Annotated in this window: 24 protein-coding genes; 12 read left to right on the plus strand and 12 right to left on the minus strand. The window is 71.9% G+C overall.

Annotated features, from left to right (window positions below):
* Positions 1-138: 138 nt before the first annotated feature.
* Positions 139-2,820, minus strand: coding sequence for an AAA family ATPase (locus ABZV34_RS23600; protein WP_356279936.1), 2,682 nt, complete (start codon positions 2,818-2,820; stop codon positions 139-141).
* 433 nt (positions 2,821-3,253) lie between these two features.
* Here ABZV34_RS23600 and ABZV34_RS23605 point away from each other — a divergent pair, with 433 nt between their 5' ends.
* Positions 3,254-4,255 carry a DUF2510 domain-containing protein gene (locus ABZV34_RS23605; RefSeq protein WP_356279939.1) on the plus strand — a complete coding sequence of 334 codons (1,002 nt, stop codon included), beginning with the start codon at positions 3,254-3,256 and terminating at the stop codon, positions 4,253-4,255.
* A gap of 161 nt (positions 4,256-4,416) precedes the next feature.
* Here ABZV34_RS23605 and ABZV34_RS23610 read toward each other — a convergent pair whose 3' ends face one another.
* Positions 4,417-5,031 carry a TetR/AcrR family transcriptional regulator C-terminal ligand-binding domain-containing protein gene (locus tag ABZV34_RS23610; RefSeq protein WP_356279941.1) on the minus strand — a complete coding sequence of 205 codons (615 nt, stop codon included), beginning with the start codon at positions 5,029-5,031 and terminating at the stop codon, positions 4,417-4,419.
* 221 nt (positions 5,032-5,252) lie between these two features.
* On the opposite strand from ABZV34_RS23610, the gene ABZV34_RS23615 reads away from it, so the two are divergent.
* Complete coding sequence (locus ABZV34_RS23615; RefSeq protein ID WP_356279944.1) at positions 5,253-6,095, plus strand: phosphatase PAP2 family protein; 843 nt, start codon at positions 5,253-5,255, stop codon at positions 6,093-6,095.
* Positions 6,092-7,069: a DMT family transporter gene (locus ABZV34_RS23620; protein ID WP_356279946.1), complete on the plus strand. Its 978-nt coding sequence runs from the start codon at positions 6,092-6,094 to the stop codon at positions 7,067-7,069. The genes ABZV34_RS23615 and ABZV34_RS23620 overlap by 4 nt, the downstream gene beginning before the upstream one ends.
* A gap of 66 nt (positions 7,070-7,135) precedes the next feature.
* On the opposite strand, the gene ABZV34_RS23625 is transcribed toward ABZV34_RS23620, so the two are convergent.
* The 4 genes from ABZV34_RS23625 to ABZV34_RS23640 all read right to left on the minus strand — a co-directional run bounded on the left by ABZV34_RS23625 (position 7,136) and on the right by ABZV34_RS23640 (position 11,551).
* Positions 7,136-7,981 (minus strand): phospholipid scramblase-related protein, encoded by an 846-nt coding sequence (locus ABZV34_RS23625; protein ID WP_356279949.1) that lies wholly within the window; start codon positions 7,979-7,981, stop codon positions 7,136-7,138.
* 52 nt (positions 7,982-8,033) lie between these two features.
* Complete coding sequence (locus ABZV34_RS23630; RefSeq protein WP_356279952.1) at positions 8,034-10,085, minus strand: phosphocholine-specific phospholipase C; 2,052 nt, start codon at positions 10,083-10,085, stop codon at positions 8,034-8,036.
* A gap of 165 nt (positions 10,086-10,250) precedes the next feature.
* Positions 10,251-11,177, minus strand: a complete 927-nt coding sequence (locus tag ABZV34_RS23635) for a hypothetical protein (RefSeq protein ID WP_356279955.1) — start codon at positions 11,175-11,177, stop codon at positions 10,251-10,253.
* Entirely contained in the window at positions 11,156-11,551 is a 396-nt protein-coding gene (locus ABZV34_RS23640; protein WP_356279958.1) for a hypothetical protein, read from the minus strand. The genes ABZV34_RS23635 and ABZV34_RS23640 overlap by 22 nt, the downstream gene beginning before the upstream one ends.
* Before the next feature lie 76 nt (positions 11,552-11,627).
* Between ABZV34_RS23640 and ABZV34_RS23645 the strand changes: the two genes are divergently transcribed.
* From ABZV34_RS23645 to ABZV34_RS23670, 6 genes are all read left to right on the plus strand, one after another.
* A complete protein-coding gene (locus tag ABZV34_RS23645) occupies positions 11,628-12,008 on the plus strand; it encodes a hypothetical protein (RefSeq protein WP_356279961.1) in 381 nt (126 codons plus the stop codon).
* Positions 12,008-14,980: a CHAT domain-containing protein gene (locus tag ABZV34_RS23650; RefSeq protein ID WP_356279964.1), complete on the plus strand. Its 2,973-nt coding sequence runs from the start codon at positions 12,008-12,010 to the stop codon at positions 14,978-14,980. The genes ABZV34_RS23645 and ABZV34_RS23650 overlap by 1 nt, the downstream gene beginning before the upstream one ends.
* A gap of 362 nt (positions 14,981-15,342) precedes the next feature.
* A complete protein-coding gene (locus tag ABZV34_RS23655) occupies positions 15,343-15,546 on the plus strand; it encodes a cold-shock protein (RefSeq protein ID WP_030224351.1) in 204 nt (67 codons plus the stop codon).
* A 361-nt stretch (positions 15,547-15,907) separates the two neighbouring features.
* Entirely contained in the window at positions 15,908-17,473 is a 1,566-nt protein-coding gene (locus tag ABZV34_RS23660) for a DEAD/DEAH box helicase (RefSeq protein WP_356279967.1), read from the plus strand.
* Positions 17,474-17,680: 207 nt separating this feature from the next.
* The gene (locus ABZV34_RS23665; protein WP_356279970.1) at positions 17,681-17,929 is read left to right on the plus strand and encodes a hypothetical protein; all 249 of its coding nucleotides are present in this window, start codon (positions 17,681-17,683) and stop codon (positions 17,927-17,929) included.
* A gap of 64 nt (positions 17,930-17,993) precedes the next feature.
* Complete coding sequence (locus ABZV34_RS23670) at positions 17,994-18,311, plus strand: SCO5918 family protein (protein WP_356279973.1); 318 nt, start codon at positions 17,994-17,996, stop codon at positions 18,309-18,311.
* Between the two features lie 213 nt (positions 18,312-18,524).
* On the opposite strand, the gene ABZV34_RS23675 is transcribed toward ABZV34_RS23670, so the two are convergent.
* On the minus strand, positions 18,525-18,899 hold the full coding sequence (locus tag ABZV34_RS23675) for a hypothetical protein (RefSeq protein ID WP_356279976.1): 375 nt from the start codon (positions 18,897-18,899) through the stop codon (positions 18,525-18,527).
* Positions 18,900-19,382: 483 nt separating this feature from the next.
* Here ABZV34_RS23675 and ABZV34_RS23680 point away from each other — a divergent pair, with 483 nt between their 5' ends.
* The 3 genes from ABZV34_RS23680 (at position 19,383) to ABZV34_RS23690 (ending at position 21,419) form a co-directional block, all read left to right on the plus strand.
* Entirely contained in the window at positions 19,383-19,721 is a 339-nt protein-coding gene (locus ABZV34_RS23680) for a MerR family transcriptional regulator (protein ID WP_356279979.1), read from the plus strand.
* 442 nt (positions 19,722-20,163) lie between these two features.
* Positions 20,164-20,988: an LLM class F420-dependent oxidoreductase gene (locus tag ABZV34_RS23685; protein ID WP_356279982.1), complete on the plus strand. Its 825-nt coding sequence runs from the start codon at positions 20,164-20,166 to the stop codon at positions 20,986-20,988.
* The gene (locus tag ABZV34_RS23690) at positions 20,988-21,419 is read left to right on the plus strand and encodes a TIGR03668 family PPOX class F420-dependent oxidoreductase (protein WP_356279985.1); all 432 of its coding nucleotides are present in this window, start codon (positions 20,988-20,990) and stop codon (positions 21,417-21,419) included. The genes ABZV34_RS23685 and ABZV34_RS23690 overlap by 1 nt, the downstream gene beginning before the upstream one ends.
* Before the next feature lie 80 nt (positions 21,420-21,499).
* On the opposite strand, the gene ABZV34_RS23695 is transcribed toward ABZV34_RS23690, so the two are convergent.
* The 5 genes from ABZV34_RS23695 to ABZV34_RS23715 all read right to left on the minus strand — a co-directional run.
* Positions 21,500-22,267 (minus strand): crotonase/enoyl-CoA hydratase family protein, encoded by a 768-nt coding sequence (locus ABZV34_RS23695; protein WP_356279988.1) that lies wholly within the window; start codon positions 22,265-22,267, stop codon positions 21,500-21,502.
* 40 nt (positions 22,268-22,307) lie between these two features.
* A complete protein-coding gene (locus ABZV34_RS23700; protein WP_356279991.1) occupies positions 22,308-23,522 on the minus strand; it encodes a CoA transferase in 1,215 nt (404 codons plus the stop codon).
* A gap of 142 nt (positions 23,523-23,664) precedes the next feature.
* Positions 23,665-24,567: a LysR family transcriptional regulator gene (locus tag ABZV34_RS23705; protein ID WP_356280015.1), complete on the minus strand. Its 903-nt coding sequence runs from the start codon at positions 24,565-24,567 to the stop codon at positions 23,665-23,667.
* Between the two features lie 160 nt (positions 24,568-24,727).
* Entirely contained in the window at positions 24,728-25,399 is a 672-nt protein-coding gene (locus ABZV34_RS23710) for an enoyl-CoA hydratase-related protein (RefSeq protein ID WP_356279994.1), read from the minus strand.
* A 222-nt stretch (positions 25,400-25,621) separates the two neighbouring features.
* The coding region (locus ABZV34_RS23715) for a CoA transferase (protein WP_356279997.1) at positions 25,622-26,281 on the minus strand (660 nt) is incomplete at its 5' end.

Consider the following 26,281-nt stretch of genomic DNA (forward strand, 5'->3'; position numbering starts at 1 on the left):
CGCACCCGCCCCGCGACCGCACCCGCCCCGCGACCACCCCTGACGCCCGACCGGACGCCCGCCGTCGCCGTCGGCCGGGTCCGGTGTGCCCGGAGCCGGTGGCGGGACGGGCTCCTCGGAAGGTGGCCGGACGGAGGGCTACCGCAGTCCCCGACCCGTCTCCAGGACTGCCTCCGCCTTCGCGACCAGTCCGTCGGCCCCGCACGAACGCGCCAGCGTCAGACCCTTGTTGAGCTCCGAGACCGAGCGCGCCGCGATGCCGTACTCGACGCGGGCCGCCGCGTGTTCGTACTGGCAGGGCGAGGCCTCCAGATAGGCGACGGCCTGCGCCGCGAGGCGTACCGCACGCTGGCCCGTCTCGAGGGCCGCCGCGCAGCGCAGTGCCTCGCCGATGGCGGTGTCGGTACCGAAGCGCTCGGCCCGCCGCCGGGCGTCGACGGCCAGCGCGGCGGCACGTACCGGATCCTCCGAGGCGAGCGCGCGGGCGAGGTCGATCGACCAGGGCGCCATCACCGTGTTGTGGTGGCCCCGCACCGCGGAGGCCTTCTCGGCGGCCTCCAGTTCGTTGACGCCGTCCTTGACCCGGCCGACGGCGATCAGCAGGCGGCCGCGTACGGATCGGGTGTCGGGCAGCACGATCGTGGTCGGGTACGGCGGTGCGAAGCCGTACTGCTCGGCGATCGCCCAGGCTTCCCGGACGTCGCCGCGGGCGAGCAGCGTGTCGACGAGTCCGCAGGTCGCGGACCAGTACAGGGGCAGCCCGCGTCCGACCCGCTCGGCGATGCGCAGTGACTCGCGCAGGGTGGTCTCGGCGTCCCTCAGACGGCCCCGCCTGCGGTGCGCGAGACCGACGAAGGCGTGGGCCAGGGAGAGATGGCCGCCGCTCCAGCCGGCGGTCGTGTACGAGCGCAGCGCCTCCGAGAAGAGGCTCTCGGCCCGGTCGAGCCGGTCCGCGTAGGCGTACGAACTGCCCAGCATCATGAGGAGTTCGAGGCCCCACTCGGTGTCGGTCCAGCCGAGTCCGGGTGCCAGACGGCCGTTGACGAGGGCCCGGTCGCAGAGCTCCACGACCTCCTCGGCGTTCTCGCCCCGGGTCATCGCGTCGAAGCCGCGCAGTATGAGCAGGGCGCGCTCGGAGTTGTCGCGCCCGGTGCAGGTCCCGGCGAGTTCGGCGAGCCCCCGGGAGCGTCCCGGCACGTGGTCCTCGCCCGCGTGGATGCCCTCCCACATGTAGCGCACGGCCTGCAGCCGCATCCGGGCGGGGCCGGGGGCGAGCCGGGCGGCCTCCGCGTCGACGGTGCGCACGGCCTCGTCCAACTGGTTGTTGTGGACCAGCGCCTGGGAGAGGCGGAAGACGGCGTCCACCCGCAGGTCGCCCACCAGGCCGGGCCGGTCGAGCGCGGCGCGCAGATGCCCGATCGTGGTGGCGGGCGCGGTCAGGAGGGTGGCACAGCCCAGTTCGTAGAGCACGCGCGCGTGGACCTCGGGGAGCGGGGGCTCCCTGAGCGCGCGTTCCAGGCAGCGGCGGGCCGCGTCGGGCGCGCCGACGGCCAGGTGTTCGCGGGCTGCCTCGCGCATCTGCTCGACGAGCTCGGGGTCGTCGTCCGGGTGCACTTCGAGGAGGTGGCGGGAGGCGGCCGCGGCGCCGCGGCCCGACTCGGTGACCGCCCAGGCGGCCTGGCCGTGCATCGCGGTGCGTAACGCGTCGGGAATCGAGCGGTAGACGGCGCTGGCGATCAGCGGGTGCACGAACTCCAGCTCGCTGCCGATCAGTTGACTGCTCGTGGGCTCGACGTCGGTGAGGATCCGGGCCGCGCCGAGCAGTTCGGCGCAGCGCTCGGCCTCGTCGCGCGGCATTCCGGCGAGCTGGGCGGCGAGGTCGAGGGAGATGCCCGTGCCGAGTATCGCGGCCGCCCAGGCGAAGCGGGTGGCGTCGATGCCGAGCCCTTCGAGGCGGGCGACGAGTCCGCGGCCACGCGCCGAGCGGTTGAGGGCGCGCAGTTCGGCGGCCGACGCCTCGACCGGTTCCAGCTCGGTGTCCTGCACCTTGGCGAGGAGTTCGACGGTCTCGTAGGGGTTGCCGCCGGTGACCGCCCACACCTCGCGGCAGAACGGGGCGTCCGCGTGCCCGCCGAGCGTGGCGCGGGTCAGTCCCGCGGTGGCATCGGGGGTCAGCGCGCTGAGGGTGACGATCGGGCGGGCCGCGGCGGCGACGGCGTCGAGGTGACGGGCCTGCTCACCGGTCGCCTCTCCGGGGCGGCGGGCGACCACGACGAGGACGGGCAGGTCGTCGAGGCGCTCGGCGAACGCGGCCAGCCAGCGCAGGGTCTCCTGGTCGGCCCATTGCGCGTCGTCGACCATCAGGACGAGCGGCCACTCGCGCCGGGCCAGCCGCCGCACGGCCGCGACCAGACCGTCGCACACGCCCTGCGGGTCGGCCTGCCGGTCGCCCGGCTCGGCGATGCCGAGGGCGGGGCCGGCGATGTCGTACCAGTCCCCCAGGTATTCGCGGGCCTCCTCCGGCATCAGCGAGACGATGGCCGGCTGGAGGAGCTGACGAATGACGTTGAAGGGGACGGAGGTGACGGTCTCGCCGCCGCGGGCCGACCAGACCGTGCAGCCCTTGGCCTCGGCCGTCCTGCGGGCCTCCGCGAGCAGCGCGGTCTTGCCGATGCCCGCCTCACCGCCGAACACCAGCAGACTGCCTGAGGACGAGGCGTCCGCGCGCAGCGCGTCCACGGCCTGTGCGACATCCGCGATCTCCGTCTCGCGCTCCCAGAGGGAGGCGGAGGCCGCCGGTCCCGGCCGCGCCTGCGTCATACCGCTACCTCCCCAGGCCGCACGGACGACGTACAGGCATCGAGCCTAGCCGTCCCCGAGCCGATACGGAGGGGGGTCCGGGCCCCTGTTGCCGAGACGGGTGACGGCGCGCGCCCGAGGGCGACGCGACAGGACGCGGAGCGGGGGCGGGGAGGTCATGGACGGTCGGCTGCCGCCGGGGTGCGTCCCGCCCCGCCGTCGGCGGACTCGGTACGGATCCGAGAGAAATCCCTTACGGGTCGCGGGAGTTGGGCAGGAGCGGGTGACCGGCCCGATGCACGGGGCGTCGTACGGCGCGGTCGACCCGGCGGACCCACCGCCGCCGCACGGTGCCGCAGGCCGGCGGGTCCCGGGCGGGGGTTCCGGCCACCGCGGACGGTGGGACCGGTGCCCTCTCATCCGCCTTTCACCCGGGGCTCATACGGTGGGGTCCATGACGCAGGTGACTCCCCCCGGCTGGTATCCCGACCCCGGGCAGACAAGTGACAGTCCCGCCACCGAACGCTGGTGGGACGGCAGTGCATGGACGGAGCAGACCCGCCCCCTCGGGTCCGGCGCCGCGTGGGGTCCCCCGGGACAGCCGCCGGCCGCCGGGCCGTACCCGGTCCCACCCCCCGGGCCCCGGCGACGCGGGCTGCGCACCGGCATCGCCGTCGCCGCCGCGATCGCGGTCCTCGCGGGCATCGGGGGTGGTGTGTACGCCCTCACCAAGAACGACGGCAACGGCGGGAACAGCGCCCGTGCCCAGGGACCCGACGGCCAGAACGGCCAGGGCGGATCCGGCGGCGGACAGGGCGGCGGCTCGGGCGGTCCGGGCGGCGCTCCCGGCGGATCGGGCGGCTCGGGCGGCCCCGAGGGGCAGACTCCGGCTCCGGGCCGATCCGGGGTTCCGCGGACCGAGGACGGCTACGCCACGGACGCGTACAGCGGCATCAGTATTCCGGTGCCCGACAACTGGACCGGCCAGAGCGGCATGGGAAGCGCGGTGCTGTCGACCAAGGACACCTACAAGTGTCCCGGCGACACCTCGCAGAAGTGTCAGCGGGGCGGCGCCTACTCGGCGCCCGCGCGGTACCAGGGCATCAAGTCGACCACGGCCGAGGCGGCGGCCAAGGAGGACATCCCCAGGAACGCCCAGGAGTCCTACGGCAAGGGCTACGGCAAGATCACATCGCACACGGAACTCGCCTCCCGGGCGGTCACCGTGGCCGGCGAGAAGGGCTATCTCGTCCGCTGGAAGGTCGTCACCGGCAAGGGCGACGACGGTTACGTCGAATCACTCGTCCTCCCCTCCCCCGCCGACCCCAAGGCGCTGGTCGTCATCCGCTTCGGCGTCGACGCCGGCTCCAAGGGCCCTCAGCAGTCCGTGATCGACGACATCACCAAGGGCATCAAGCCGGCGTCCGGAGTGGGCGGCGCCGGACAGAACGCCTGACCTCGGCGCCCGCGCCCGCCCCCGGACACAGTTCGGCCGGGTGGAGCACCTCTCCGCTCAAGAGGAGCCCCACCCGGCCGGGGGGTGCGCGCCGCCCCCGTCCCCACGGTGCGGCGCGAGCAGGCCACCGTCCGGTCATCCCGCGGACGGCGGCCTGGGTCTCAGGTCAGGCCCAGTGCCGGAATCACCACGGCCTCCACGAACTGTGTGAGATACGCCGCGTCCGCGTACTCGCCCTCCAGAACCGGGCGCACCCGCACCACACCGAACAGCTGCGCCGGGATGAACTCCAGCGCCGGGTGGTCGGCGGGGACCTCGCCCCGGGCGACCCCGCGGGCGATGATCTCCTTGACGGCGCTGATCTCGGGCTCGATGAGCGCCCCGCGCAGGGCCTCCTGCAGTTCCTTGTCCTGCAGCACGGCGTGGCCGAGTGCCTGGAGCAGCTGGGTGTCACGGCTCGACCAGCCCCCGGCGGCCCGCGCCATCGCGCGCAGATCACCGACGAGCGAGCCCGTGTCGATTCCCGAGAACCGCGGACACCGGTTGGAGCGCAGCGCGGCGGCCACGAACTGGGGCTTCGTCTTCCACTGCCGGTAGAGCGTGGACTTGCTGCAGCGTGTGCTCGCGGCCACGCCCTCCATGGTGAACGCGTCATACCCGCACGTACGGATCTGCTCGAGCACGGCGTCGTAGAACTCCTGCTCACGCTCGGGCGTGATCTTGGAGCGGCGCGAGGCGATGACCGACTCCGGTCCCTCCGCGGCCTGCGACGTCATGGGGCTTCTCCTCGCTCGTGGGGTGGTCCGTTTCACAGAGTCTAATCGATACGCCAGTGTACCGGAACGCTTTGGTATCGGTACACTGGCGTATCGGTACACTGTCGTATCGATGAGCCTTGGTCAGGATCCACCCCTCCGTCGAAGAGACGCCGAGTGGAGCCTGTCCTGGGCTCACCGCGCACCACCTCACATAAGAACGTCAGCAAAGGGGCCGGGGGATGGATTCCCGAACCGAGCCTGCAGAATCGGAGCCCGCCGCGGCCGTACGGCGGCCGTCGCGGCGCGACACCGCCGCTCGTCCGCCGCTCGTCCGCGAGCTTCTGCTCGTCACAGGACTCTTCGTCGTCTACAAGGTCGGCCGGCAACTGGCCACCGGACACACGGCCGAGGCCTTCCGCAACGCCGGACACGTCTGGGACTGGGAACGGACCCTGCACCTGCCGGGCGAGGGCGCCGTACAAGGCGCGCTGCTGCACAGCGACACCCTGGTGCACATCGCGAACACCTACTACGCGACCGTCCACTTCCCGGCCACGGCGGCCTTCCTGGTCTGGATGTACCTGCGCCGCCCGGTCCACTACGTGTGGGCGCGCCGGGTCCTGGCCGTGATCACCTCAGCCGCCCTGGTGCTGCATCTCACCTTCCCGCTCGCGCCGCCCCGGCTGCTCGCCGCCGCGGGCCTGGTGGACACCGGACAGGTGTACGGGCCCACGGTGTACGGCGCGCACCCGGCCACCGACGAGATGGCGAACCAGTTCGCGGCGATGCCCTCACTGCACTTCGGCTGGGCGCTGATGGTGGCGATCGGCCTGATCGCCGCGACCCGCTCCCGGCTGCGCTGGCTGTGGCTGCTGCACCCACTGGTCACCCTGGCGGTGATCGTCGGCACCGCGAACCACTACTGGTTCGATGCCGTGGCCGCGGCCGCGCTGCTCGGGGTCGCCCTCGCCGTGATCCACCTTCCGCACCGGACCGGGACGACGGCCGGGCGCGCGCGGGAGCGCGCGGTCGCGGGAGACATCAAGGAGTCCGTACCGGAGCTCGTGGGGGCAGGACGATGAACGCCACTCTCGCCGCCGTCGTACTGTCCCTGTTCTCGGCCGTCGCCTATGCCGCCGCGGCCGTGGCACAGGAACGGCTCGCCTCCCGGACCACCGAACCGGGCGTCCTGAGCATGCTCGGCAACACCGCGTGGTGGTGGTCGGTCGCGCTGAACGCCTCCGCCGCGCTGCTGCACGTCGCCGCCCTCAAATACGGGACGCTCACGCTCGTGCAGCCGCTCGGCGCGCTCACGCTGGTGGCCGCGGTGCCGCTCGGCGCGCGGGTGGCCGGACGACGGGTCAGCGTGGTCGAGTGGCGCGGAACCGCGCTCACCCTGGTCGGACTGTCCGCCCTGCTGGTCACGGCGTCCGGACCGGCGCCCGACGACGTGCTGAGCGTGCCGCAGGCACTGGCCGTGGCCGCCGCCACCTCCGTGGCGATCGGCGTCCTGTCGCGGCCCGGCACCCGGCCGGGACTGCGGCACGCGACCGCCTCCGGGTTCGCCTCGGGTGTCGCCTCGGCCCTCACCCAGACGGTGACGGTGGCCGTGACGGACCGGTCCGGACCGATCCTCAGCGTCCAGGTCATCGTGGTGGCGCTGCTCGTGGCGGCCTTCGCGACCGCCGGACTGCTCCTGTCGCAGACCGCCTACCGGGGTGGACTCGGCGCTCCTCTGGCCGTCGTGACGCTCGCCAATCCGGTCGCCGCCGCGGCGATAGGCCTCTGCCTGCTCGGGGAGCAGCTCCAGGGAGGTCCGGCGGGCCTGCTGCTCGCGGCGTTCGGCGCGGGGGTGGCGGCCTGGGGCGTGGTGACGCTGTCACGTTCGGCGCCGGAGCCCGTTGCCGCCGCACCCGGGCCCTTCGAGGACGACGAGCACCCGGTCGCCGCGGTGCTGGCGCTGGAGGCCGAGGCCGCCAAGTACGCGCCCTCGTTCATCCCGAACCAGCCGGAGCCGGGACATCGGACGAACCCGGGGCATCTGACACCCCTGTGAGAAGGACACGACGACGAAGGGCGGCCGCGGAGGAATCCGCGGCCGCCCTTCGTCGTATGCGCCAGGTCAGCCGAGCCCGCGGGAGTCCTGCTTGAGCGCGGTGTCCACGGTCAGCGCCGTCGCGATGACGAGGCTGAGCAGCGGCTCGGGAAGCTGGTAGTGGATCTGCAGGACGTAGTTGTCCGCCGTGGTGAACATCGTCTTGGCCAGACCTTCCCAGGTCTTGGTGATCCGGGCGACCTCGTTGCCGCTGTGGTCGACGATGGCGAAGTTCCAGGCACGCCAGTTCTCCGCCTTGATGGCGCCGACCTGCTGGCCGTTGACGTTGATCGCGAAGTTGATCTTCCCGATCATGTTCTGCTGCACGATCTCGCCTACCGGCTGCCCGTCCGGACGCTCCACGATCACCCGCGACTTGATGAACTTCGCGGGACGCGTGAGCCGCAGCACCGGCTGCCCGTGGGCGTCACGGATCTCCAGCTTGTGCGTCATGTACTGGTCGACGCTGGAGACGAAGCGAAGCGCCTTCTTCAGGCCGCTCTGACCGACCTCGACGACCGCACCGAGCTGGTTGCCCTGCTGGTCCATGACCTTGTACTCGTTGGTCAGCTCGATCAGCTTCGCCTTCTGGTTCACCACCAGGACCGGCTCGGTGAACAGGGTGCCGCCGCCGGCGCCGCTGGGCGCGATCCCGGCCTGCTGCTGCACCTGCTTCTGCGCGCGCGGGTCGGGTGCCGCGGCCGGCTGTCCGTACGGCTGCTGTGCCTGCTGCGGAACCTGCTGTCCGGCCGGCGCCTGCTGGTCCGCATGCGTTTGCTCGGTCCACTGCGAGCCGTCCCAGTACCGGAGTGTCTGGGGCGTTCCGTGCGGATCCGGGTACCAACCTGCAGGAGTGTTCGAATGCGTGGTCACCGGGGCACACTACCTCGCGTCGGCCGGAAATTGTCCCCTGTCCCGACAGCCATCAGCCGGTGACGATGGCGGGGTCGCTGACACCCGGACGGCCGTTCTCGACATGTCCGGCAAACCGCCGCGAGAAGCCCGTGTGCGCGGCGGATTCGACGGTCAGGTCGTACCAGCGGTGGCTCGCCCGTAGCTCCACCCGATGCCGTACCGTCGCGCCCGGCCGCACCTTGAACGAACGGGGCCGCCCTCCGTAGCCGTCGGTGAGCTTCAGATCGGCCGTGCCCGCAGCCCTGTTGGTGAAGGTCAGCTCCACGTCCTCGCCGACGTGGCGCGCGGTGACCTCGGGTCCCGCGGCCTTGCCGGGACCCTTGAAGACGCGCAGGAAGCCGTTCGGACCGTGCACCGTCAGGTCGTACGAGCCGTTCGAGTACGCCGAGTTCCAGGTGTCCGACACCGTCTTTCCCGCCTCGGCGGTGTACGTCCAGGGGCCGTCGGCGCGGTTGCCGGAGGTGACGAGGAAGGCGGCACCGGCCTTGGCACCGGAGCCGAAGGTGAGCGTGAACCTCCCGGCCGCCGGATCCGCCGAACCATCCACCAGGGGCGCGTACTTGAGCGGGCGTGCCGGGCGCGAGCCACGCTCCTGCCGGGGCAGTACGGGGTGGGCGGGCGGGGTCGGCACGTAGTCGGGGTGGCGGTCGTGGTCCGGCGGCAGATAGCCGTCGGTGTCCGGCAGCGCGACCGGCCCGGCGTCCTTGCGGGAGAAGTCGAAGGCGGCGGTGAGGTCGCCGCTGACCGCGCGGCGCCAGGGCGAGATGTTGGGCTCGTGCACCCCGAAGCGACGCTCCATGAACCGGATGATCGACGTGTGGTCGAGCGTCTCGGAGCAGACGTAACCGCCCTTGCTCCAGGGCGAGACGACCAGCATCGGCACCCGCTGGCCCAGTCCGTAGGGCCCGGCGGCGTGGTTGGCGTCGCCCTTGTGCAGGTCCGGGCCGACGTCGACCGTCGACCTGCCCTGCGCGGCGGACTGCGGCGGGAAGGGCGGCACCAGGTGGTCGAAGAAGCCGTCGTTCTCGTCGTACGTGACGAACAGGGCCGTCCTGGCCCACACCTCGGGGTCGGAGGTGAGCGCGTCCAGCACCTGCGCGATGTACCAGGCTCCGTAGTTCGCGGGCCAGTTGGGGTGCTCGGTGAACGCCTCGGGTGCGACGACCCAGGAGACCTCGGGCAGCTTCCCGCCCTTCACGTCCGCCTTGAGCTGGTCGAAGAAACCCTCGCCCTTGCGGGCGTCGGTGCCGGTACGGGCCTTGTCGTAGAGCGGGTCACCGGGCTTGGCGTTGCGGTACTGGTTGAAGTACAGCAGCGAGTTGTCGCCGTAGTTGCCCCGGTAGGCGTCCGGGATCCAGCCCCAGGAACCGTTCGCGTCGAGACCGTCGCCGACGTCCTGGTAGATCTTCCACGACACCCCGGCCGCTTCCAGCCGTTCCGGGTAGGTCGTCCAGTCGTACCCCGCCTCGTCGTTGCCGAGGACCGGGCCGCCGCCCTTGCCGTCGTTGCCCGTGTAACCCGTCCACATGTAGTAGCGGTTGGGGTCGGTGGAGCCGATGAACGAGCAGTGGTACGCGTCGCAGATGGTGAACGCGTCGGCGAGCGCGTAGTGGAACGGGATGTCCTCACGCGTCAGGTACGCCATCGTCGTCGTCGACTTGGCGGGCACCCACTTGTCGTACCTGCCCTGGTTGAAGGCGGTGTGGCCGTCGCTCCAGCCGTGCGGCAGGTCCTGGATGAACTGCAGGCCCAGGTCGTCGGCGTCGGGCCGGAAGGGGAGCACGTCCTTGGTGCCGTCCGACTGGTGCCAGACCGACTTGCCGTTCGGCTGGGTGACCGGACGCGGGTCCCCGAAGCCCCGGACACCTCTCAGCGACCCGAAGTAGTGGTCGAAGGACCGGTTCTCCTGCATCAGCACGACGATGTGCTCGACGTCGTCGATCGTGCCGGACGCGTGGTGCGCGGGCAGTGCGGCGGCACGCTCGACGCTGTTCGACAGCGCGGTGAACGCCGCTGTGCCACCGGCGAGTTGGAGGAATCGACGTCGGTTCACTTGAGGCATGTCTGGGTGACCTCTTGTCCTGACGTGGTGCGTTGGATGAGACCTGCGCGGGGGGAGTGTTCCAAGAGGAACGAACGCCGGGGAAGACCCCGTGGCGCTTGTGTGACCGCCGGGAGTCCGCGATGCGAACAGCGGCGCCCCGGCCTCCCGCGCCGGAGCGGAGTCTCAGACGCCCTTGCGCAGGATGGCGGTGATCTCCGACCCGGCCTCCCGGTCCAGTCGGTCCGGGCACGGAACACCCAGCGCGAGGGCCAGTTCACGACCGTGCAGGTCGACCGCGGACTCCACCAGCTCGGCGAACGCGTCCATGGCGGCCCGACCCCGGCGCAGGCCGACGGCCGCGAGGCCCACCGCGATCAGCGCGGCCGGCCACCACCGGACGGCGACCAGCAGATAGGGCCCGCTCCAGGCCGCAAGCCGGACGGCCGCGTCGTAGACGTCACGCGCGCCGCGCAGTTCGGTGCGGATGTCGCCGGACAGGACGAGCCAGAGACGGGACCAGGCCGAGTCCAGGTCGAGCCGGTACGCCCGGTGGATCCGCAGGTCCAGCGCGCGCACCCGGTCACCGATCCAGCAGGGGTGGACGGGCTCCTCCAGGGAGATCCGGTTGCGGGCCGCCGCGTGGCGCGCCAGGTCCGCGGTGGTGCCGGGGTCGAGCGGCGCTCCCAGTTCGACGGCGCGCGCCTCCACCCGGGCGTAGGCGTCCTCGGCCGCCCGCCACCTCCGCCGCCTGCGCTCGGCCAGCAGGCGCCCCGGCACCCTCGCGGGTCCCCGCCAGTCCCCCGCCCAGCACCGCTCCACCACACCGCCCAGGGCCTGCGCGGCGAGACCCAGTCCGGCCGAGGCGATCAGCGTCGCGGAGGCCGCCAGCACCACCCCTCCGGTCGACCGGCTCGCCGGGTGCCCGGCCAGCTCGTCGAGCGCCCTGGTGACCCGTCCGACGTCGTACCAGTGCGCCTGCCCGAGCAGTCGTCCGGCCCCGGCGACCGCCAGGAACAGCAGGCCCGACGGCACCAGGTAGGTGAGCCAGCGCGCGGCGAGGTTCCTGCCCAGTTCGGCGAGGACGGCGTTCACGAGACCCTGCGCCGGCACAGCGGCTCGCCGTACAGCCGGCAGACGGGCGGCACCGGTTGGTTGCGGGCGGGGCTCCGCCGGTCGCACCGCTCGCACGGACAGACGTACGCCTCCACCACGGGGTGCCCCTCGACGGCCGCCGGGAGCCCGCCGATCCCCGCGCCCCGGAAGGCTCGCAGGCCGGCCGCCACCCCGCTGCGGCGCAGCAGCCGGTGCAGCTGAGCCTGCGGACCCGCCGGGTCGCCGCTCCCCCGTAACAGGGCGAGGATCTCCTCCAACTCCGGCCCGTGGTCGGCGGGAACGACGTCCCGGATCTCGTCCAGCCGGGAACAGACGTCGGACCGCATCGCCGTGGCCCTCCCGCTCCCGTCACCGGTGCCGGTGTCACCCATCCGTGCAACCTCCCTACACGACAACCGAGTTGCGAGGATACTGGGCGCACACCGACGATCACGGGGGGTGATGCCGATGTTCTGGCGTCGACGCGCACGAGGACGTCCGGCGGAGCAGGGCGGAGCGCGGTTCACCTTCCGCGCGCTGCCGTCGGAGGCGGAGCTGCGCCGGGCGGCCGAGACCGGATCCCCACAGGCCCTGAACCAGTACGGCGTCAAGTTACGGATCGACGGACGCCTCGAGGAGGCCGTCGAAGTACTCACCCCGGCGGCGGAGGGCGGCCATCAGGACGCCACGGCCAACCTCGCCCTGACCCTGCTCTCGCTGGGCCGGGGCGAGGAGGCCGCCGCGTGGTTCGAGCGGAACGGCCCGATGGGCGAGGCGATGGCCCGGCGCATCCGGGAGCGGCGTGACGAGGACGACGCTCCGGGATCCCCGGGCCGGCCCGCTCACTGATGGCCACCCCGTACGACCTGTTCGGCACACCCGGGTACGAGCAGTTGCTGGCCGTCCTGGGGGGTGCCGAGGAGGCGCTCGCCCGTTACGAGCGCGCCGGCCGCCTCTCCGATCTCGAACGCGCCCTGGTGCTCTTCGACGCGCTGCTGACGAGAGCCGAGAACATCGACCTGCGCAGCGCCGCCATGAACGGCGTCGGGATGGTGCTCTGGTCCCGCTACGAGCGGTTCGGGGAGCCGGACGACCTGGACGGGGCCATCACCCTGTTCCGTGAGGCCCTCGCCCCCTACGGAGCGGAAGTCACCGTCACCACGCCCTCCTACTGGACGAACCTGTCCGGCGCGCTGCGGCTGCGCTGGCTGCGCACCCGTGACGCACGCGACCTGGGCGCCTCCGTCGACGCCGTCAGGACGGCCCTGGCCTCGACGCCGTCCCGCGGCGCGTTGCGCTCCAACCGTCTCAACAGCCTGGGCGACGCGCTGCTCACCCTCTTCCAGCTGCACGGTGACTCCAGCGCGCTCGCCGAGGCCGTGAGCAGCTTCCGGGAGGCGGTGGCCTGTAGCGGACCGGGGAGGGACGAGGGTGTCTGGGCCCGCTCCAGCCTCGCCGAGGCCCTCCGCCATCATCACCGCTGGTCCCCCGACGGCGCCCCGGAGGCGCTCGACGAAGCCGCGGCGCTGGCACGGGAGGTGCTCGCCGGGGTCTCCCGGCGCCACCGGCTGTATCCGCGGTTCCTGTCGAACCTCGCCCTGGTCCTGACCGACCGGCACACCGCCCGTTCGGACCCCGCCGACCTGCGCGAGGCCGCCCGCGCCGCCCGGCGTGCGGTCGCCGCCACCCCGGCGGGACATCCCAACCTCGTGCAGCGCAACGCGGTACTGGCGACCGTGCGCCGTCTCGAACTCGTCCGCGCCGGCCGCCGAGCCACCGGCCTCGACGTCACGGACCCCGGCGGTTCCGGTACGACCGGGCGCCTCGACGCCGGCGGGGTGCCGGCGGGCTCCGGGGCCCGTGGCCGTCCGGCCCGGCGCGAGCGACGCGCCCTGCGCGCGTGGATCCGGGCCACCGGTCAGGCGTACGCCGCCACCCCCGAAGGGCACGCGCTGCGTGGACTCGCCCTGCTCCACCACGGCTCGGCCCTGGCCACGAAGGCGGCGACCGAGGACGACGCGCGGGCCCGGGACGCGGCGATCGCGCTGTACCGGCGGGCCGCGCGCGATCCCGCCATGGACGTGAGCGTCCGGGTGGGCTGTGCGCGGCTGTGGGCGCTGAGTGTCCTCGACGGCGGCGGGGGTTCACCGGCGGACGGCCGGGCCGCGGCGATGGAACCGTACCGGCTCGCGGTCGAGCTGCTGCCGCGTACGGCCTCCTACCGCGTCGGACGCATGGACCGCGCACGCCAGTTGGGCGATTTCGCGGGTCTCGCCTGCGACGCGGCCGCGTGTGCGCTGGACCTCGCCGACGCCCGGCGACCCGACGCGGCCGCCGCCCACGAGGGAGCGGCCGACGCGGAACCAGACGCGGTCGGCACCGAGTTGGCCCTGCGGCTTCTCGAGCAGGGCCGCGGTGTGCTGCTCGGGCAGGCGCTCGACGCCCGCACCGAGACCTCGGAGCTGCTGAGCCTGGTGCCCGACGAACTCGCCGTCGAGTGGCGGCGGTTGCTCCCACAGCTCGACCGCCCCGAGGCCGCCGTCTTCACCTCGTCGGAGCCGGGAGGGGCGAACGACCCCACGGCGGAGGACCCGTTGACGGGCGAGGACCGGCACGCCCTGGCCGAGCGATGGGAGCGGCTCGTGGAGTCGATCCGGCGGGTGCCGGGCTGCGAGGACTTCCTGCGGCTCCCCCGCACGGACGAGATGCTCGCCGGGATCGGTGACACGGGCCCGGTCGTCGTCGTCAACGTCAGCCCGCTGCGCTGCGACGCGCTCGTCCTGCACGGGGGGCGCGTGCGGCCCGTACGGCTGGAGGGGCTGCGTCACGCGGAGGCGGAACACCGGGCGGACGCCTTCCTCGCCGCGATCCGGGCGACCGGCGACCACGGCCTGCCCCTGTCCGCGCAGCGGGACGCGCAGGCAGAGATCCGGGAGACGCTCGGATGGCTGTGGACGGCCCTCGCCGAACCGGTCCTGGACGCGCTCGCCCACTGGGGATGGCCCGGGGACGATTCCGCGGGAGGACCGGGCCGCCTCTGGTGGGTTCCGACGGGCCCGCTCACCGCGCTGCCCCTGCACGCGGCCGGCCGGCACGAGGAGGACGGGGACAGTCTGCTGGACCGCGTGGTCTGCTCGTACGCCCCGACCGTCAACAGTCTCGTGCGCGCCCGGCGGCGCGAGGCCGGACGCCCGGCGGCGGTCCGGCCCGAGCCCAGCGCCCCGCTGATCGTCGCCGTCGCCGAGGCGCCGGGTTCCGGATCTCCAGCGCTGGAAGGCGTACGGGAGGAGGCGGCTCGGCTGGCCCGACGACCGGGCGCCCGCGTGCTCCTGGCCCAGGACGCGGTGCGGCGGTCCGTGCTGGACGCGCTCCCCCGCCACGCGTGGGCGCACTTCGCGTGTCACGCCGTCGGCGCGCTCTCCGGAGCCGCGGCCGGTCACGTCGTGCTGCACGACCACGCGACGGCTCCGCTCACCCTCTCCGACATCGCCCGGCTCCGGCTCCCGGAAGCGGAACTGGCCTATCTCTCCGCGTGCGAGACCACGAGCGGGCGCAGGGAGTTCGCCGACGAGGCGCTGCACATCACCGGGGCGTTCCACATGGCCGGGTTCACCCATGTCGTCGGAACCCTGTGGGCGGTCGCGGACGACACCTCTCTGGAGGTGAGCGAGCGGTTCTACGCGGCTTTCGGCCCCTCCCACCCCTTCCCCGGGCACACGGCACACGCGCTGCGCGAGGCGGTGCGCGAGATCCGCGAGAACGTCGAGGGGGTCCGGGAGAACCCCAGCCTGTGGGCTCCCTACATCCACGTCGGGCCGTAGTCGCCGCACCCGCGGCCGCGGTCGCCCTGTGTCCGGGGCACGGGGGCACCGGGGCACCGCGCGGACGCCGCCCGGCGCACAATATCTGTGACCGCGACGTGAGAAATGAATATGACGCACAAGGAAGATTCCTCGCCCGACAGGCGGAGCAGAGTTATCCAGCGCACATGATCGATCGCACCGTGCTACTGTCGATGTCAGTTGCAGTTGTGGTTCCCTAAAACTTGCGAGTGCCCTCACCGTCTTTCATGCCGGTGGAGCTCCTTTTTATCTCCGGAATTCATTTTCCGGCGGGGTGATCATCACGGCGACGCGGAGTCCGCACACCGCGCATTCCGAACACCGCCCCGAAGGAGATCTACATGGCTACCGGCACCGTGAAGTGGTTCAACGCGGAAAAGGGCTTCGGCTTCATCGAGCAGGACGGCGGCGGCGCCGACGTCTTCGCCCACTACTCGAACATCGCCGCCCAGGGCTTCCGCGAGCTCCAGGAAGGCCAGAAGGTGTCCTTCGACATCGCTCAGGGCCAGAAGGGCCCGACGGCCGAGAACATCGTTCCCGCCTGACGCGTCACGTACTTCGCAGCCGGGGCCCGCACCATGGGGTGCGGGCCCTGGCTCGCGGCATTTTCGGGCACGGTCCCTCCGCCGGTCCGCCGCGTTCTCACCCGCGGCATGACGCAGAGGATTCACCGCCCAACCCACGGGAATGCCCCGTCGACACTCAGGGTGCGCCTGTCCACCCTCTTCATCGAGTGCCCGGGCCCCGCCACCGGAACCGCGCCATTTATCTGAGCGATGTTTCCCGTGAGCATTCCCCGGCGGAACCGCATCGGTTCCGCACTGTCCCGGCTCGTTCTTGCGATTCTCTGCGCTGCTCTTTGCTGCGGGAATTCCTTGATACGCGCCGCATCAAGGAAGGTTCCACATGAACCGCACGCGCACGAACGACCGCTACTCCCGTACCCGCACCGGAGGTTCGGGCTCCGGGAGGGGCGGCAGCCGCTTCGGGGCTTCGACCGCCGGCCGCTCCGGAGGTCCGCGACGCTCCGAGGGCCAGGGACGTCGACAGAGCGCGCCGCAGGGCGAGTTCGCACCGCCGGCGACGATCACCCCGGCGCTGCCCGCCGTCGAGGCCTTCGCCGATCTCGCCATGCCCGCACCGCTGTTGGAGGCGCTCGGGCACGAAGGCGTCACCGTACCCTTCCCGATCCAGGCGGCCACCCTGCCGAACTCGCTCGCCGGCCGTGACGTGCTCGGCCGCGGTCGCACCGGTTCGGGCAAGACCCTCGCCTTCGGTCTCGCCCTGCTGGCCCGCACGGCCGGACGGCGCGCCGAGCCGCGGCAGCCGCTGGCCCTCGTGCTCGTGCCCACCCGCGAACTCGCCCAGCAGGTCACCGACGCGCTCACCCCGTACGCCCGCGCCGTCCGGCTGCGGCTGGCCACCGTGGTCGGCGGGATGTCGATCGGCAGGCAGGCGGGCGCGCTGCGCGGCGGTGCGGAGGTCGTCGTCGCCACGCCGGGACGTCTCAAGGACCTCATCGACCGCGGCGACTGCCGCCTCGACCAGGTCGACATCACCGTCCTCGACGAAGCCGACCAGATGACCGACATGGGCTTCATGCCGCAGGTCACCGCACTGCTCGACCAAGTACGCCCCGAGGGCCAGCGGATGCTGTTCTCCGCCACCCTGGACCGCAACGTCGACCTGCTCGTCCGTCGCTATCTCACCGACCCCGTGGTCCACTCCGTCGACCCGTCCGCGGGCGCGGTCACCACCATGGAGCACCACGTACTGCACGTGCACGGCGCGGACAAGCAGCGGACGACCACCGAGATCGCCGCGCGTGAGGGCCGGGTGATCATGTTCCTGGACACCAAGCACGCCGTGGACCGGCTGACCGAGCATCTGCTCCAGAGCGGTGTCCGCGCGGCGGCCCTGCACGGGGGCAAGTCCCAGCCGCAGCGCACCCGGACGCTGGCCCGGTTCAAGACCGGGCATGTGACGGTCCTGGTCGCGACCAACGTCGCGGCACGCGGGATCCACGTCGACAACCTCGACCTGGTCGTGAACGTCGATCCGCCCAGCGACCCCAAGGACTACCTGCACCGCGGCGGTCGTACCGCGCGGGCCGGCGAGTCCGGCAGCGTCGTCACCCTGGTGACCCCTCAGCAGCGCCGCGACATGAGCCGGCTGATGACCGCGGCCGGCATCACCCCTCTGACCACCCAAGTACGTTCGGGTGAGGACGAGTTGAGCCGGATCACGGGCGCCCAGGCTCCTTCGGGCGTACCGGTGGTCATCACCGCGCCGGCCGTGGAACGCACCCGCCGCGGCTCCGCCTCCCGGAGTTCCTCCGCGTCCCGCGGCTCGTCCTCCCGGGGCTCCGGCTCGTCCCGGGGCCGGCGTGGCGGCGCCGGGCAGGAGCGGCCCACCGGCGAGGCGGCGCGCCGTCCGGCACGGCGACCGTCGGCCCTCGACTCCGCGGCCTGAGGGCTTGCCGGGCGTCGCGGGGCAGGCGGGACTCTCGCGGCACGCCCGGGTACCGCGGCACCGGCACCGGCGGCGTCGCACTTCATGACGGGACAGCTCACCCCACTGCGCAGGAGGCATCCTTTGACACTGGCACCGGCCTTGACACTGACGACGGTTCAGACGCGGCGACGCCCGGCGGACACCGCCCCGGCCCCGATCGACGCCATGGACGTATCCGGACCGCGGGTCGTCGGCGACATGACCGTCGAAGTCGCCCTGTCCGTCATGGCCAGTGCCCGTGTCGGGTACCTGCTCCTGTGCGACGACGACGAGCAGTGCACGGGCGCGATCACCCGCGCCCAGCTCGCCGCCGTCCGCGACAGCTCCGCCTACACGGACCGGATCCGGGTACGGGACGTCCTCGGCGCCGGCGGACACGACCGCGTCACGGGTGTTCCCTCCCTCGTCGGTTGATCCGTCCCACCCGGTCGGACCCACTTCTTCCTCTCCCCTGTTCCCAGTTCCCCTGTGAGGCATCATGCGCTGCGTCATCGCCAGGTTCCCGTTCGACCTCTCCAAGAACGGGGTGCTGGCCTCGATGAAGGGCGTCAAGCCCGAGCCGATCACCGGTGAGTCCGTCCTGATCGGCCGCCGCCACTACCCCGTCAAGCAGGTGGGCGAGGTCATCACCCGCCAGGACCGCCGCGACTTCACCAGCGGGGAGGTCACCCGGGCCATGACCCGCCTCGGCTTCACCTGCCAGGACGGCCAGGAGGCGGTACAGCCCACCCGTGTCCTCACGCCGCTGCAGAACGCGTCGGCACTGCTCGGCAGCCCGGCCACGCTGGGACTCTGAGGAGTCGAGGGCCTGGCGCCGCGGCACCAGGAGGACGCGCGGACTCCGCGACCGTGCGGACCGACGGAGCCGTCCGGCGGTAGCGACTGACGGAAACCGCCGACAGGACGACGACGAGGGCCCGGCCGACACATGTCGGCCGGGCCCTCGTCGTGCGCCACCGTCCGGGCGACAACCACCGGCCGCACGGGGCCGATCCGGCAGCGCGGCGTCTCACTGGTCGAAGTAGCTGAAGTCGCCCACGGTCCAGGCACTGACGTCCTTGATCGCGACGCGGTACATTCCGCCCGTCTCCGGGATCCCGACGTTCCCCTGCAGGATCCGGGCGAGGTGGAAGTGCAGATGCGTGGGCGGCTCGCCACGATCCGCCCGGCTCTCCGCCCGTCGTGCGGTGAAGACATCGGAGAACGGGCCGAGTCGGTCGGAGTCCTTCAGGACGTCCGAGACACGCTCCCGCCACACGGCTTCGGGAGCCAGCCGGCCGGTGATGACGGCTCCGCCGGCGACCACGGTCAGCGACATCTGATTGCTCTGCCCGGTCTCCACCATGGCGGAGATGTCCACGAGCAGCTCGTCAGGGTTCGACATGAGAGCCGATTCTATGGGCGTCGCCGGCCGGTCGGACGCGAACGCGATCCTGGTGGCCCGCGGACCCCACAATACCTGCGACACGCCGACGCCAAAATCTGTCTTTGTCAGAGTAGACATTGGTCGGCAGCATGGCTAAAGTTTCTCACGTAGACATGACCGCCACGTGGACGGCCCGCAACCGGAGGGGCCGTCGGCAGCACCGAAGTGACGCGTGGCGGACGCAGAGGAAGAACGGAGGAACAGACACCATCAGATCGCCCGGCCCGAGCACCAACGGCCGGGTACCGCACCGAACCCGGAACGGAAGGTGGTCCCCGGTCACGCATCCTCGATCCCCGCACTCCCGCCCCTCCCCGGGGCCGGTCAGCGGAAACAGAAGGTCGGCGCAGCGGTAAGGCCGACAGATGGTGTTGAATTTCCTTCGGGGCCCTGGTGCCGTACGGCATCGGGGCCCCTCGACGCGTTGCTCAACGAGGTGAAATGACAGCAGATACTCCGCTCGGTGGCCGTCTGGACGACGACGACTACCCCGCGTACACGATGGGACGGGCCGCCGAGATGCTCGGCACCACCCCCGGCTTCCTCCGAGCCATCGGCGAGGCCCGGCTGATCACTCCGCTCCGCTCGGAGGGCGGACACCGGCGCTACTCCCGCTACCAGCTGCGGATCGCTGCGCGCGCCCGCGAGCTCGTGGACAAGGGCACCCCGGTCGAGGCCGCGTGCCGCATCATCATTCTCGAGGACCAGCTCGAGGAAGCACAGCGCATCAACGCCGAGTACCGCCGCTCCACGGACAAGGGGACCGAGAACGCGGGCTGAGTACACCGAGGCGATGCAGCAGCCCGAACGAGCGATCGCGTACCGCCGAAGGCACGGGTCTCCTCGCCGTACCCCGGAAGGGGCACACCTACAGGCGTGGTAGTGAAGGGCGGTCGCCTCCGCGGCGAGGGCTCCATGAGGCTTCAGCCGAACGATCGTCCTCATGGGCATAAAGGTGAGGCCCGGGGACACAGTTCCCTTCACCACCACATGGGTGAAAACCACATGGGCCCCGCAGACATTCCCGCGACAGCGGCGCGCGGGCGTCGACGGTCACGCGCGGTCGGAGCACGGACCGGCGCGCCACCCGCCCGCCGCCCGCCCCCCTCGCTGACAATGGGCGGCAGCCCGTGGCACCGGCGGCATCCGGGTCCGGACGGTACGGCCGGGCCGGGGCCACAGTCCACCAGGCACCAGCGGGAACCAGCGACGAAGGAGCCGCGTGAAATTCGGGATCTCCACCTTCATCACCGATCTGAGCACCCGGCCGGCCCCCCTCGGGCGCGCCATCGAAGAGCGCGGGTTCGACTCGCTGTTCATCGCCGAGCACAGCCACATCCCGGTCGACCGCCGCTCTCCCTATCCCCCGGGCGGGGACCTGCCCGACATCTACTACCGCACGCTCGACCCCTTCGTGGCGCTGACCGCGGCGGCCACCGTCACCGAACGACTCCTGCTGGGCACCGGCATCGCCCTGGTCTCACAGCGCGACCCGATCCACACCGCCAAGGAAGTCGCCTCGCTCGACCTGGTCTCCGACGGCCGGGCCGTCTTCGGTGTCGGCGTCGGCTGGAACCGCGAGGAGATGGCCAACCACGGCACCGACCCGGCCACCCGGGGCAAGCTCGTCAACGAGCGGCTGCGCGCCATCCTCGAACTGTGGACCAAGGAGAAGGCCGAGTTCCACGGGGAGTTCGTCGACTTCGACCCCGTCTACGCCTGGCCCAAGCCGGTGCGGAAGCCGCACCCGCCCCTCTTCGTCGGCGGTGGCAGAGGCGCCTTCCCCCGGGTCGCCGAACTCGGCGACGTCTGGCTCGCCAACGGCGTCCCGCCCGAGGTGCTGGCCCCGCAGATCGAGGAGATGCGGGCCATGGCCGGCCGCGCGGTCCCGGTGACGGTCTACGGTGTGCCCGCCACCACCGAGGCGGTCGAGGGCTACGCACAACTGGACGTCGAGCGCGTGCTGTTCTATCTGCCGTCCGATCCCGAGCCGGCGACGCTCGCACAGCTGGACCAGTTCGCCGAGGTCGCCGCCCGTTTCCGCTGATGCCCCTCCTGACCGCGTCCGAGGCCCGCGAACGGTTCGCGGCGTCCCGGGTCGCCCGCCTGGCCACCGCCGACACCGAAGGCCGCCCGCACCTGGTGCCGGTGGTCTTCGTGGTCACCGGGGACACGGTGGCCATGGCCGTCGACCACAAGCCCAAGCGGTCGGCCCACCTCAAACGGCTCTCCAACATCCTCGCCAACCCCGCCGTCTCGCTCCTCGCCGACCACTACCAGGAGGACTGGGACCAGCTCTGGTGGACCCGCGCCGACGGCCGGGCCCGCGTGCTCCCACCCGCAGGCCGGTCCGCCGACGCGGCCCACTACGCGGAGCTGCTCACCGAGAAGTACCCGCTCCAGTACACCGGCCGTCCCCCTGCGGGCGAGGTGGTGGAGGTGCTCGTCACCCGCTGGACGGGGTGGCGGGCGAGCTGAGTCGCCCCGGGTTCCTGCGCCGCGACACCGTCCAGGAAGCCCGCCTGTCCCCCCACGGGTCGCCGTCCTCGATCCTCACGTCACTTCCCTGTCCACCGCGGGGCGCGACGCTCGGCGAAGGCGGTCATGCCCTCGCGTGCGTCGGCCGAGGCCATCAGGATGCCGAGTTCCTCGCGCTGCACGGCGAAGAGGTCGGCCTCCGGCACACCATCGGCGGCCCGTACGAGGTTCCGCACCGCGGCGAGTGCGAGCGGCGCGTTGCGTGCGAGCTGCTCCGCGAGCCCGAGGGCGACGGCCACCGCTTCGCCGGGCCCGGTGACCCGGTTGACCAGACCCAGCCGCTCGGCGCGGGCACCGCTGACCGGCCCGCCGGTGAGCAGGAACTCCATCGCCAGGTGGTACGGGACGCGCTCGGGCAGCCGGGTCACACCGCCTCCGACGGCGATCGGACCGCGCTCGACGTCGGGCAGGCCGAACGTCGCGTCCTCGGCTGCGACGATCAGGTCACAGGCCAGGGCGAGTTCGAGTCCGCCGCCCAGCGCGACCCCCTCCACGGCGGCGATCAGCGGCTTCGTGCGTCCGGCCCCGTCCGGGCCGCCGAACCCGCGGCCCGGGATCGTCGGTGACTCGCCGTTCAGTGCGGTCTTGAGGTCCGTGGTCTTGAGGTCCTTGCCGACGCTGAAGGTGCCCTTCGCTCCGGTCAGGACACCGGCGCGCAATGCGGAGTCGGCCTCCAGTTCGTCCAGCGCGGCGGCCAGGGCGGCGGCGACCGCGGCGTTCACCGCGTTGCGTGCCTGGGGGCGGTCGATGGTGATCAGCAGGGTCGAACAGACCCGCTGCACACGCACACCGTTGCTGGTCGTGGCTTCTCCTACGCGATTCTGTGGCTCAGCGGGAGACAGCTCGCGCCGCGGCGGGCGAGGTCCGCCCCGTCGCGGACGTCGCCCGCCGCGGTACGAGCTCGGCGAGGACCTCCGCGGTGTCCTGGCCGGGAACCGGGGCCAGGCGGCGGATCGAGCCGGGGGTGGCGGAGAACCTCACCGGGATCCCGATCGTGCGGAGCGGGCCTTCGGTGGGGTGCGCGATCGTTTCGAGGAGGTGGCCGTCGCGGACGTAGGGGTCCTCGTGCGCGCGCTCCAGCTCCAGCACCGGACCCATCGGAATGCTGTGCTTCGCGCACACCTCGGCCCACTCCGCCGTGGTCAGCGCCGGGGTGCACTCGCCGACCAGGGCGAACAGGTCGTCGGCGTCGGCCGGGTCGAGGGTGGGACCGTTGACGCGTGGGTCCGCGGCCAGGTCGGGGCGGCCCGCGGCGGCGAAGAAGTCACGGTAGTTGTGGGGGGTGTACGGGAGCACGGCCGCCAGGCCGTCCTTGGTGCGCCGCGCCTTGTGCTGCTCGGACAGCGACCGCGCGTAGCCCGTGGGACCCGTCGCCTTCTCGAACGTGTGGCCGGCGAGATGCTCGACCAGGTTGAACGCGATCAGCGTGTCGGCCATCGGGATCTCTATCTGCTGGCCGTGCCCGGTCCTGTCCCGGTGCACCAGGGCGGCCAGCACGCTGTAGACGATGGTCAGGCCGGAGATCTTGTCGGCGAGGATGCTGGGCAGGTAACGCGGCGTGCCCAGCGCGCGGTCGGCGATGTCGACCAGCCCGGAGGCGGCCTGCACGGTCTCGTCGTAGGCGGCGGCGTCGGCCCGGTCGGAGTCACCGCGGAACCCCGCGGCGTGCGCGTAGACGAGGCCCGGGTCGGCGGCGGCGAGGTCGTCGTAGGTCAGGCTCAGCCGGGCGAGCGCGCGCGGCCGCATGTTGGTGATCAGCACATCGGCGGTGTGGATGAGCTCGAGGGCCTGGGCGTGCTCGGCCTCGTCCTTCAGATTGAGGGACACGCTGCGCTTGTTGCGGTTCACGTTGAGGTGCAGCGGGGTCATGCCGGGCGTGTTGCGGTACTGGCCCACGCGCAGGGAGTCGGCGGGGGACTCGATCTTGATGACATCGGCGCCCAGATCTCCGAGGATCTGGGCCGCGTACGGGCCCATGACCACGGTCGAGAGGTCGATGACCCGCACGCCTTCGAGCGGTCCGGAACTGTGTGTGTCCGCCATTGCCGCGTCCTTTCATGTCTCGGCTGCCTCTGACATGAAACGCTAAGGGAGCTGCGCGGAGAATGGAATCATCATATTGCTGATATCGGCGTGACCGCAGCGGTCACGCCGATATCGGTATCGAATCCGGATGCCGCTCGTCTCACATGTGCAGCGGATCGGCGAAGACCTCACGGGCCGCTGCGACGATGTCGTCCAGGTCACCACCGGAGGCCCGGTCCCGCCGCCAGATCAGGGCGGTGTCCAGGACGGGCTCGAAATCCGTGAACGGCAGGACCCGCGTGTTCTCCAGGGCGTAGCCGTGCATGGGGCTTTCCGCGTTGAGCATGGAGAAGTAGAACGCTATCCCGCTGGAAACCACTTCGGCGATTCCTCCATAACCGGAGTCGGTGAGCTTGATGCGCTTCTTGATTCCCCGCTCCGAGATTTCCCGGTCGAGCTGATCGAAATAGGGGAACCTCAACTCCTGCGGTGCGACGACGAAGCTGAGATCGGCCAGGTCGGCCAGCGCCACGGAATCCCGTCCGATGAACTGGTCGGCGGGCACGATCGCTCCGAGCCGTTCGGACATGACGGGCAGCATGTCCAGTGCGGGGTCACTGATCGGCAACCGGGCCAGCGCGAGCGCCAGCCTCCCCTCGCACACGCCGGTGACCAGAGCCTTGGAGGTGCCGGGCCAGCGCAGGAGTTCGCACCACTCGTCGGCGCGCTCCGCGAGGATGTTGACGAGTTCCCTCAGTCTGGGGTGGAGCCCGGACGGAATGCCCACGAACATGGTGCCGCGCTCCGCCCGCGTCACCTCGCGCAGCCGCCACGGAATGCGGTTGACCCGCTCCAGTACGTCCCGTGCGATCGGGAGCAGCGCCTCTCCGGCCGGCGTGAGCTTGACACTGTGCGTGTCACGCTCGAACAGCCGGAGGTCGAGTTCCCGCTCCAGATCCTTGATCCGCTGGCTCAGCGGTGACGTGGCCATGTGCAGCCGACGGGCCGCCGCGGAAAAGTTCAGCTCCTCGGCAACCGCGACGAAGTAGCGCAGATGCAGCATCTCCACACTGACACGTTAACCCGATCCACGAGTCGGTTCCGAGGCGTCGCGCGTCGGCGCGGTGGCTGTCGCGGCGAAACCGTGGGAGGCCCCGCGGCCGGTCGCGGGATCGCCGGCACGGCGCGGTCCCGGTCACCCGCCTCGCCGGAAAGCCCGCTTCTCAGCCGCGTGGGCCGGCCGTGTCGCGCAGGGATGCCAGAGCCGGGCCGTACATCCGCGCCTTGATGGTGCCGAGTGTGTCGCCGGCCTTGCTCAGCTGAGCGTGGGCGATCTCCACGGCCGTGGACCGTACGACGTCCTCGGCGACCGCCTGGTCGACGATGCCCGCGGCCGCGGCGTCCGACCCTCCGTAGCGGTGAGCGGTGAGCATGGCCTCGTGCGCGGTCTGTGGCGCCAGCCGGGACTGGATCAGGGCGGACATGCCGGGAGTGAAGGGAATGTTGATGTCGGCCTCGGGCAGACACCAGAAGCCGCGGTCGCTCCGCATGACGCGGAAGTCGTGCGCGAGGGAGAGCATCGCGCCGGCGGCGAAGGTGTGCCCCTGGAGGGCTGCCACGGTGATCATCGGTAGGGACAGCAGGCGGGCGAAGAGGCTGTGGACGGAGACGATGTAGTCGTCGTGCTGGTCCGCGTGGGCGGACAGCCACTCCAGGTCCAGGCCGTTGGAGTAGAACTTGCCCGTCGCGGCGGTCACCAGGGCTCGCGGCCCTTCCGCCTTCTCCACCTCGTTCAGGGCGGCGTCGGCGGACGCGAGCCAGTCGGGGTGGAAGCGGTTCTCTCCGTCTCCGAGGTCGAGCACGAAGACGTTGTCCTGGCGGTCGAGGGTAGGCATGGTGCGCTCCTGCGGGGGTTGCGTGGTGTCGGGGGACGGACGAGACCGGGCAGCGGGGTGTCGCAGTTCCAGCATGGGAGGTGTCGTAACGGCGTGCAGGGCGAACGCCCGCACCCGCTTCGGTGCGGTGGGCGCCGGCGAGGCCGCCGGGGGTACGGGCCCGCGTACGGACCCGTTACCGCGGCCGGCGGGTCGCCCCCGTCTGCCGGCCGCCGCCCGCGCTCATGACGCCGCTTCGGCTTCCGTCGTGCCGGGGATCGCGCCCCGAGCGCGCAGTTCGGTGATCTCGGCGGGGCCGAATCCCAGCTGGGCGAGGATCTCGTCGTTGTGCTCGCCCAGGTCGGGTGCCCGCCTGGCCGGGACCTTCGGTACTCCGCGGAGGTTGACCGGGCTGCTGATGGTCTCCGTCAGCCCCTCGACCCCTTCCAGGGGCACGACGACGTCGTTCTCGCGCAGTTGCGGGTCCTTCGCGGCCTCCTCCGGTGTCTGGATGAGGCCGACGGTGATGCGCTCCCGGGTCAGGACGTCCTGCCAGTGGGCGAAAGGACGCGTGCGGAACGCGGTGTCGAGCAGTTCACTCAGCGCGGCGGCGTTCTTCGCGAAGTCCTCGATGTCCGCGAAACGGGGATCCGCCTGCAGTTCGGGACGCCCGATGGCCCGCGCCAGTCCCGGCCAGTGCGCGGACGAGGTGGCCAGCATGAACCACCGGCCGTCCGCGGTCCGGTAGGGGTTGGTCAGCGCGTTCACCGGTACGTTCCGGTCGTGCAGCTCGAACGGTGTGCCGCCCGCGAGTGCGCCGGCCACGAGTGTTCCCGTGGCCCAGACGCCCGTGGCGAGCAGCGACGTTCCGACGTTGGCGCCTTGTCCGGTCCGTTCGCGGTG

The organism is Streptomyces sp. NPDC005195 (assembly GCF_040608315.1).
Classification (GTDB): Bacteria; Actinomycetota; Actinomycetes; order Streptomycetales; family Streptomycetaceae; genus Streptomyces; species Streptomyces kaempferi.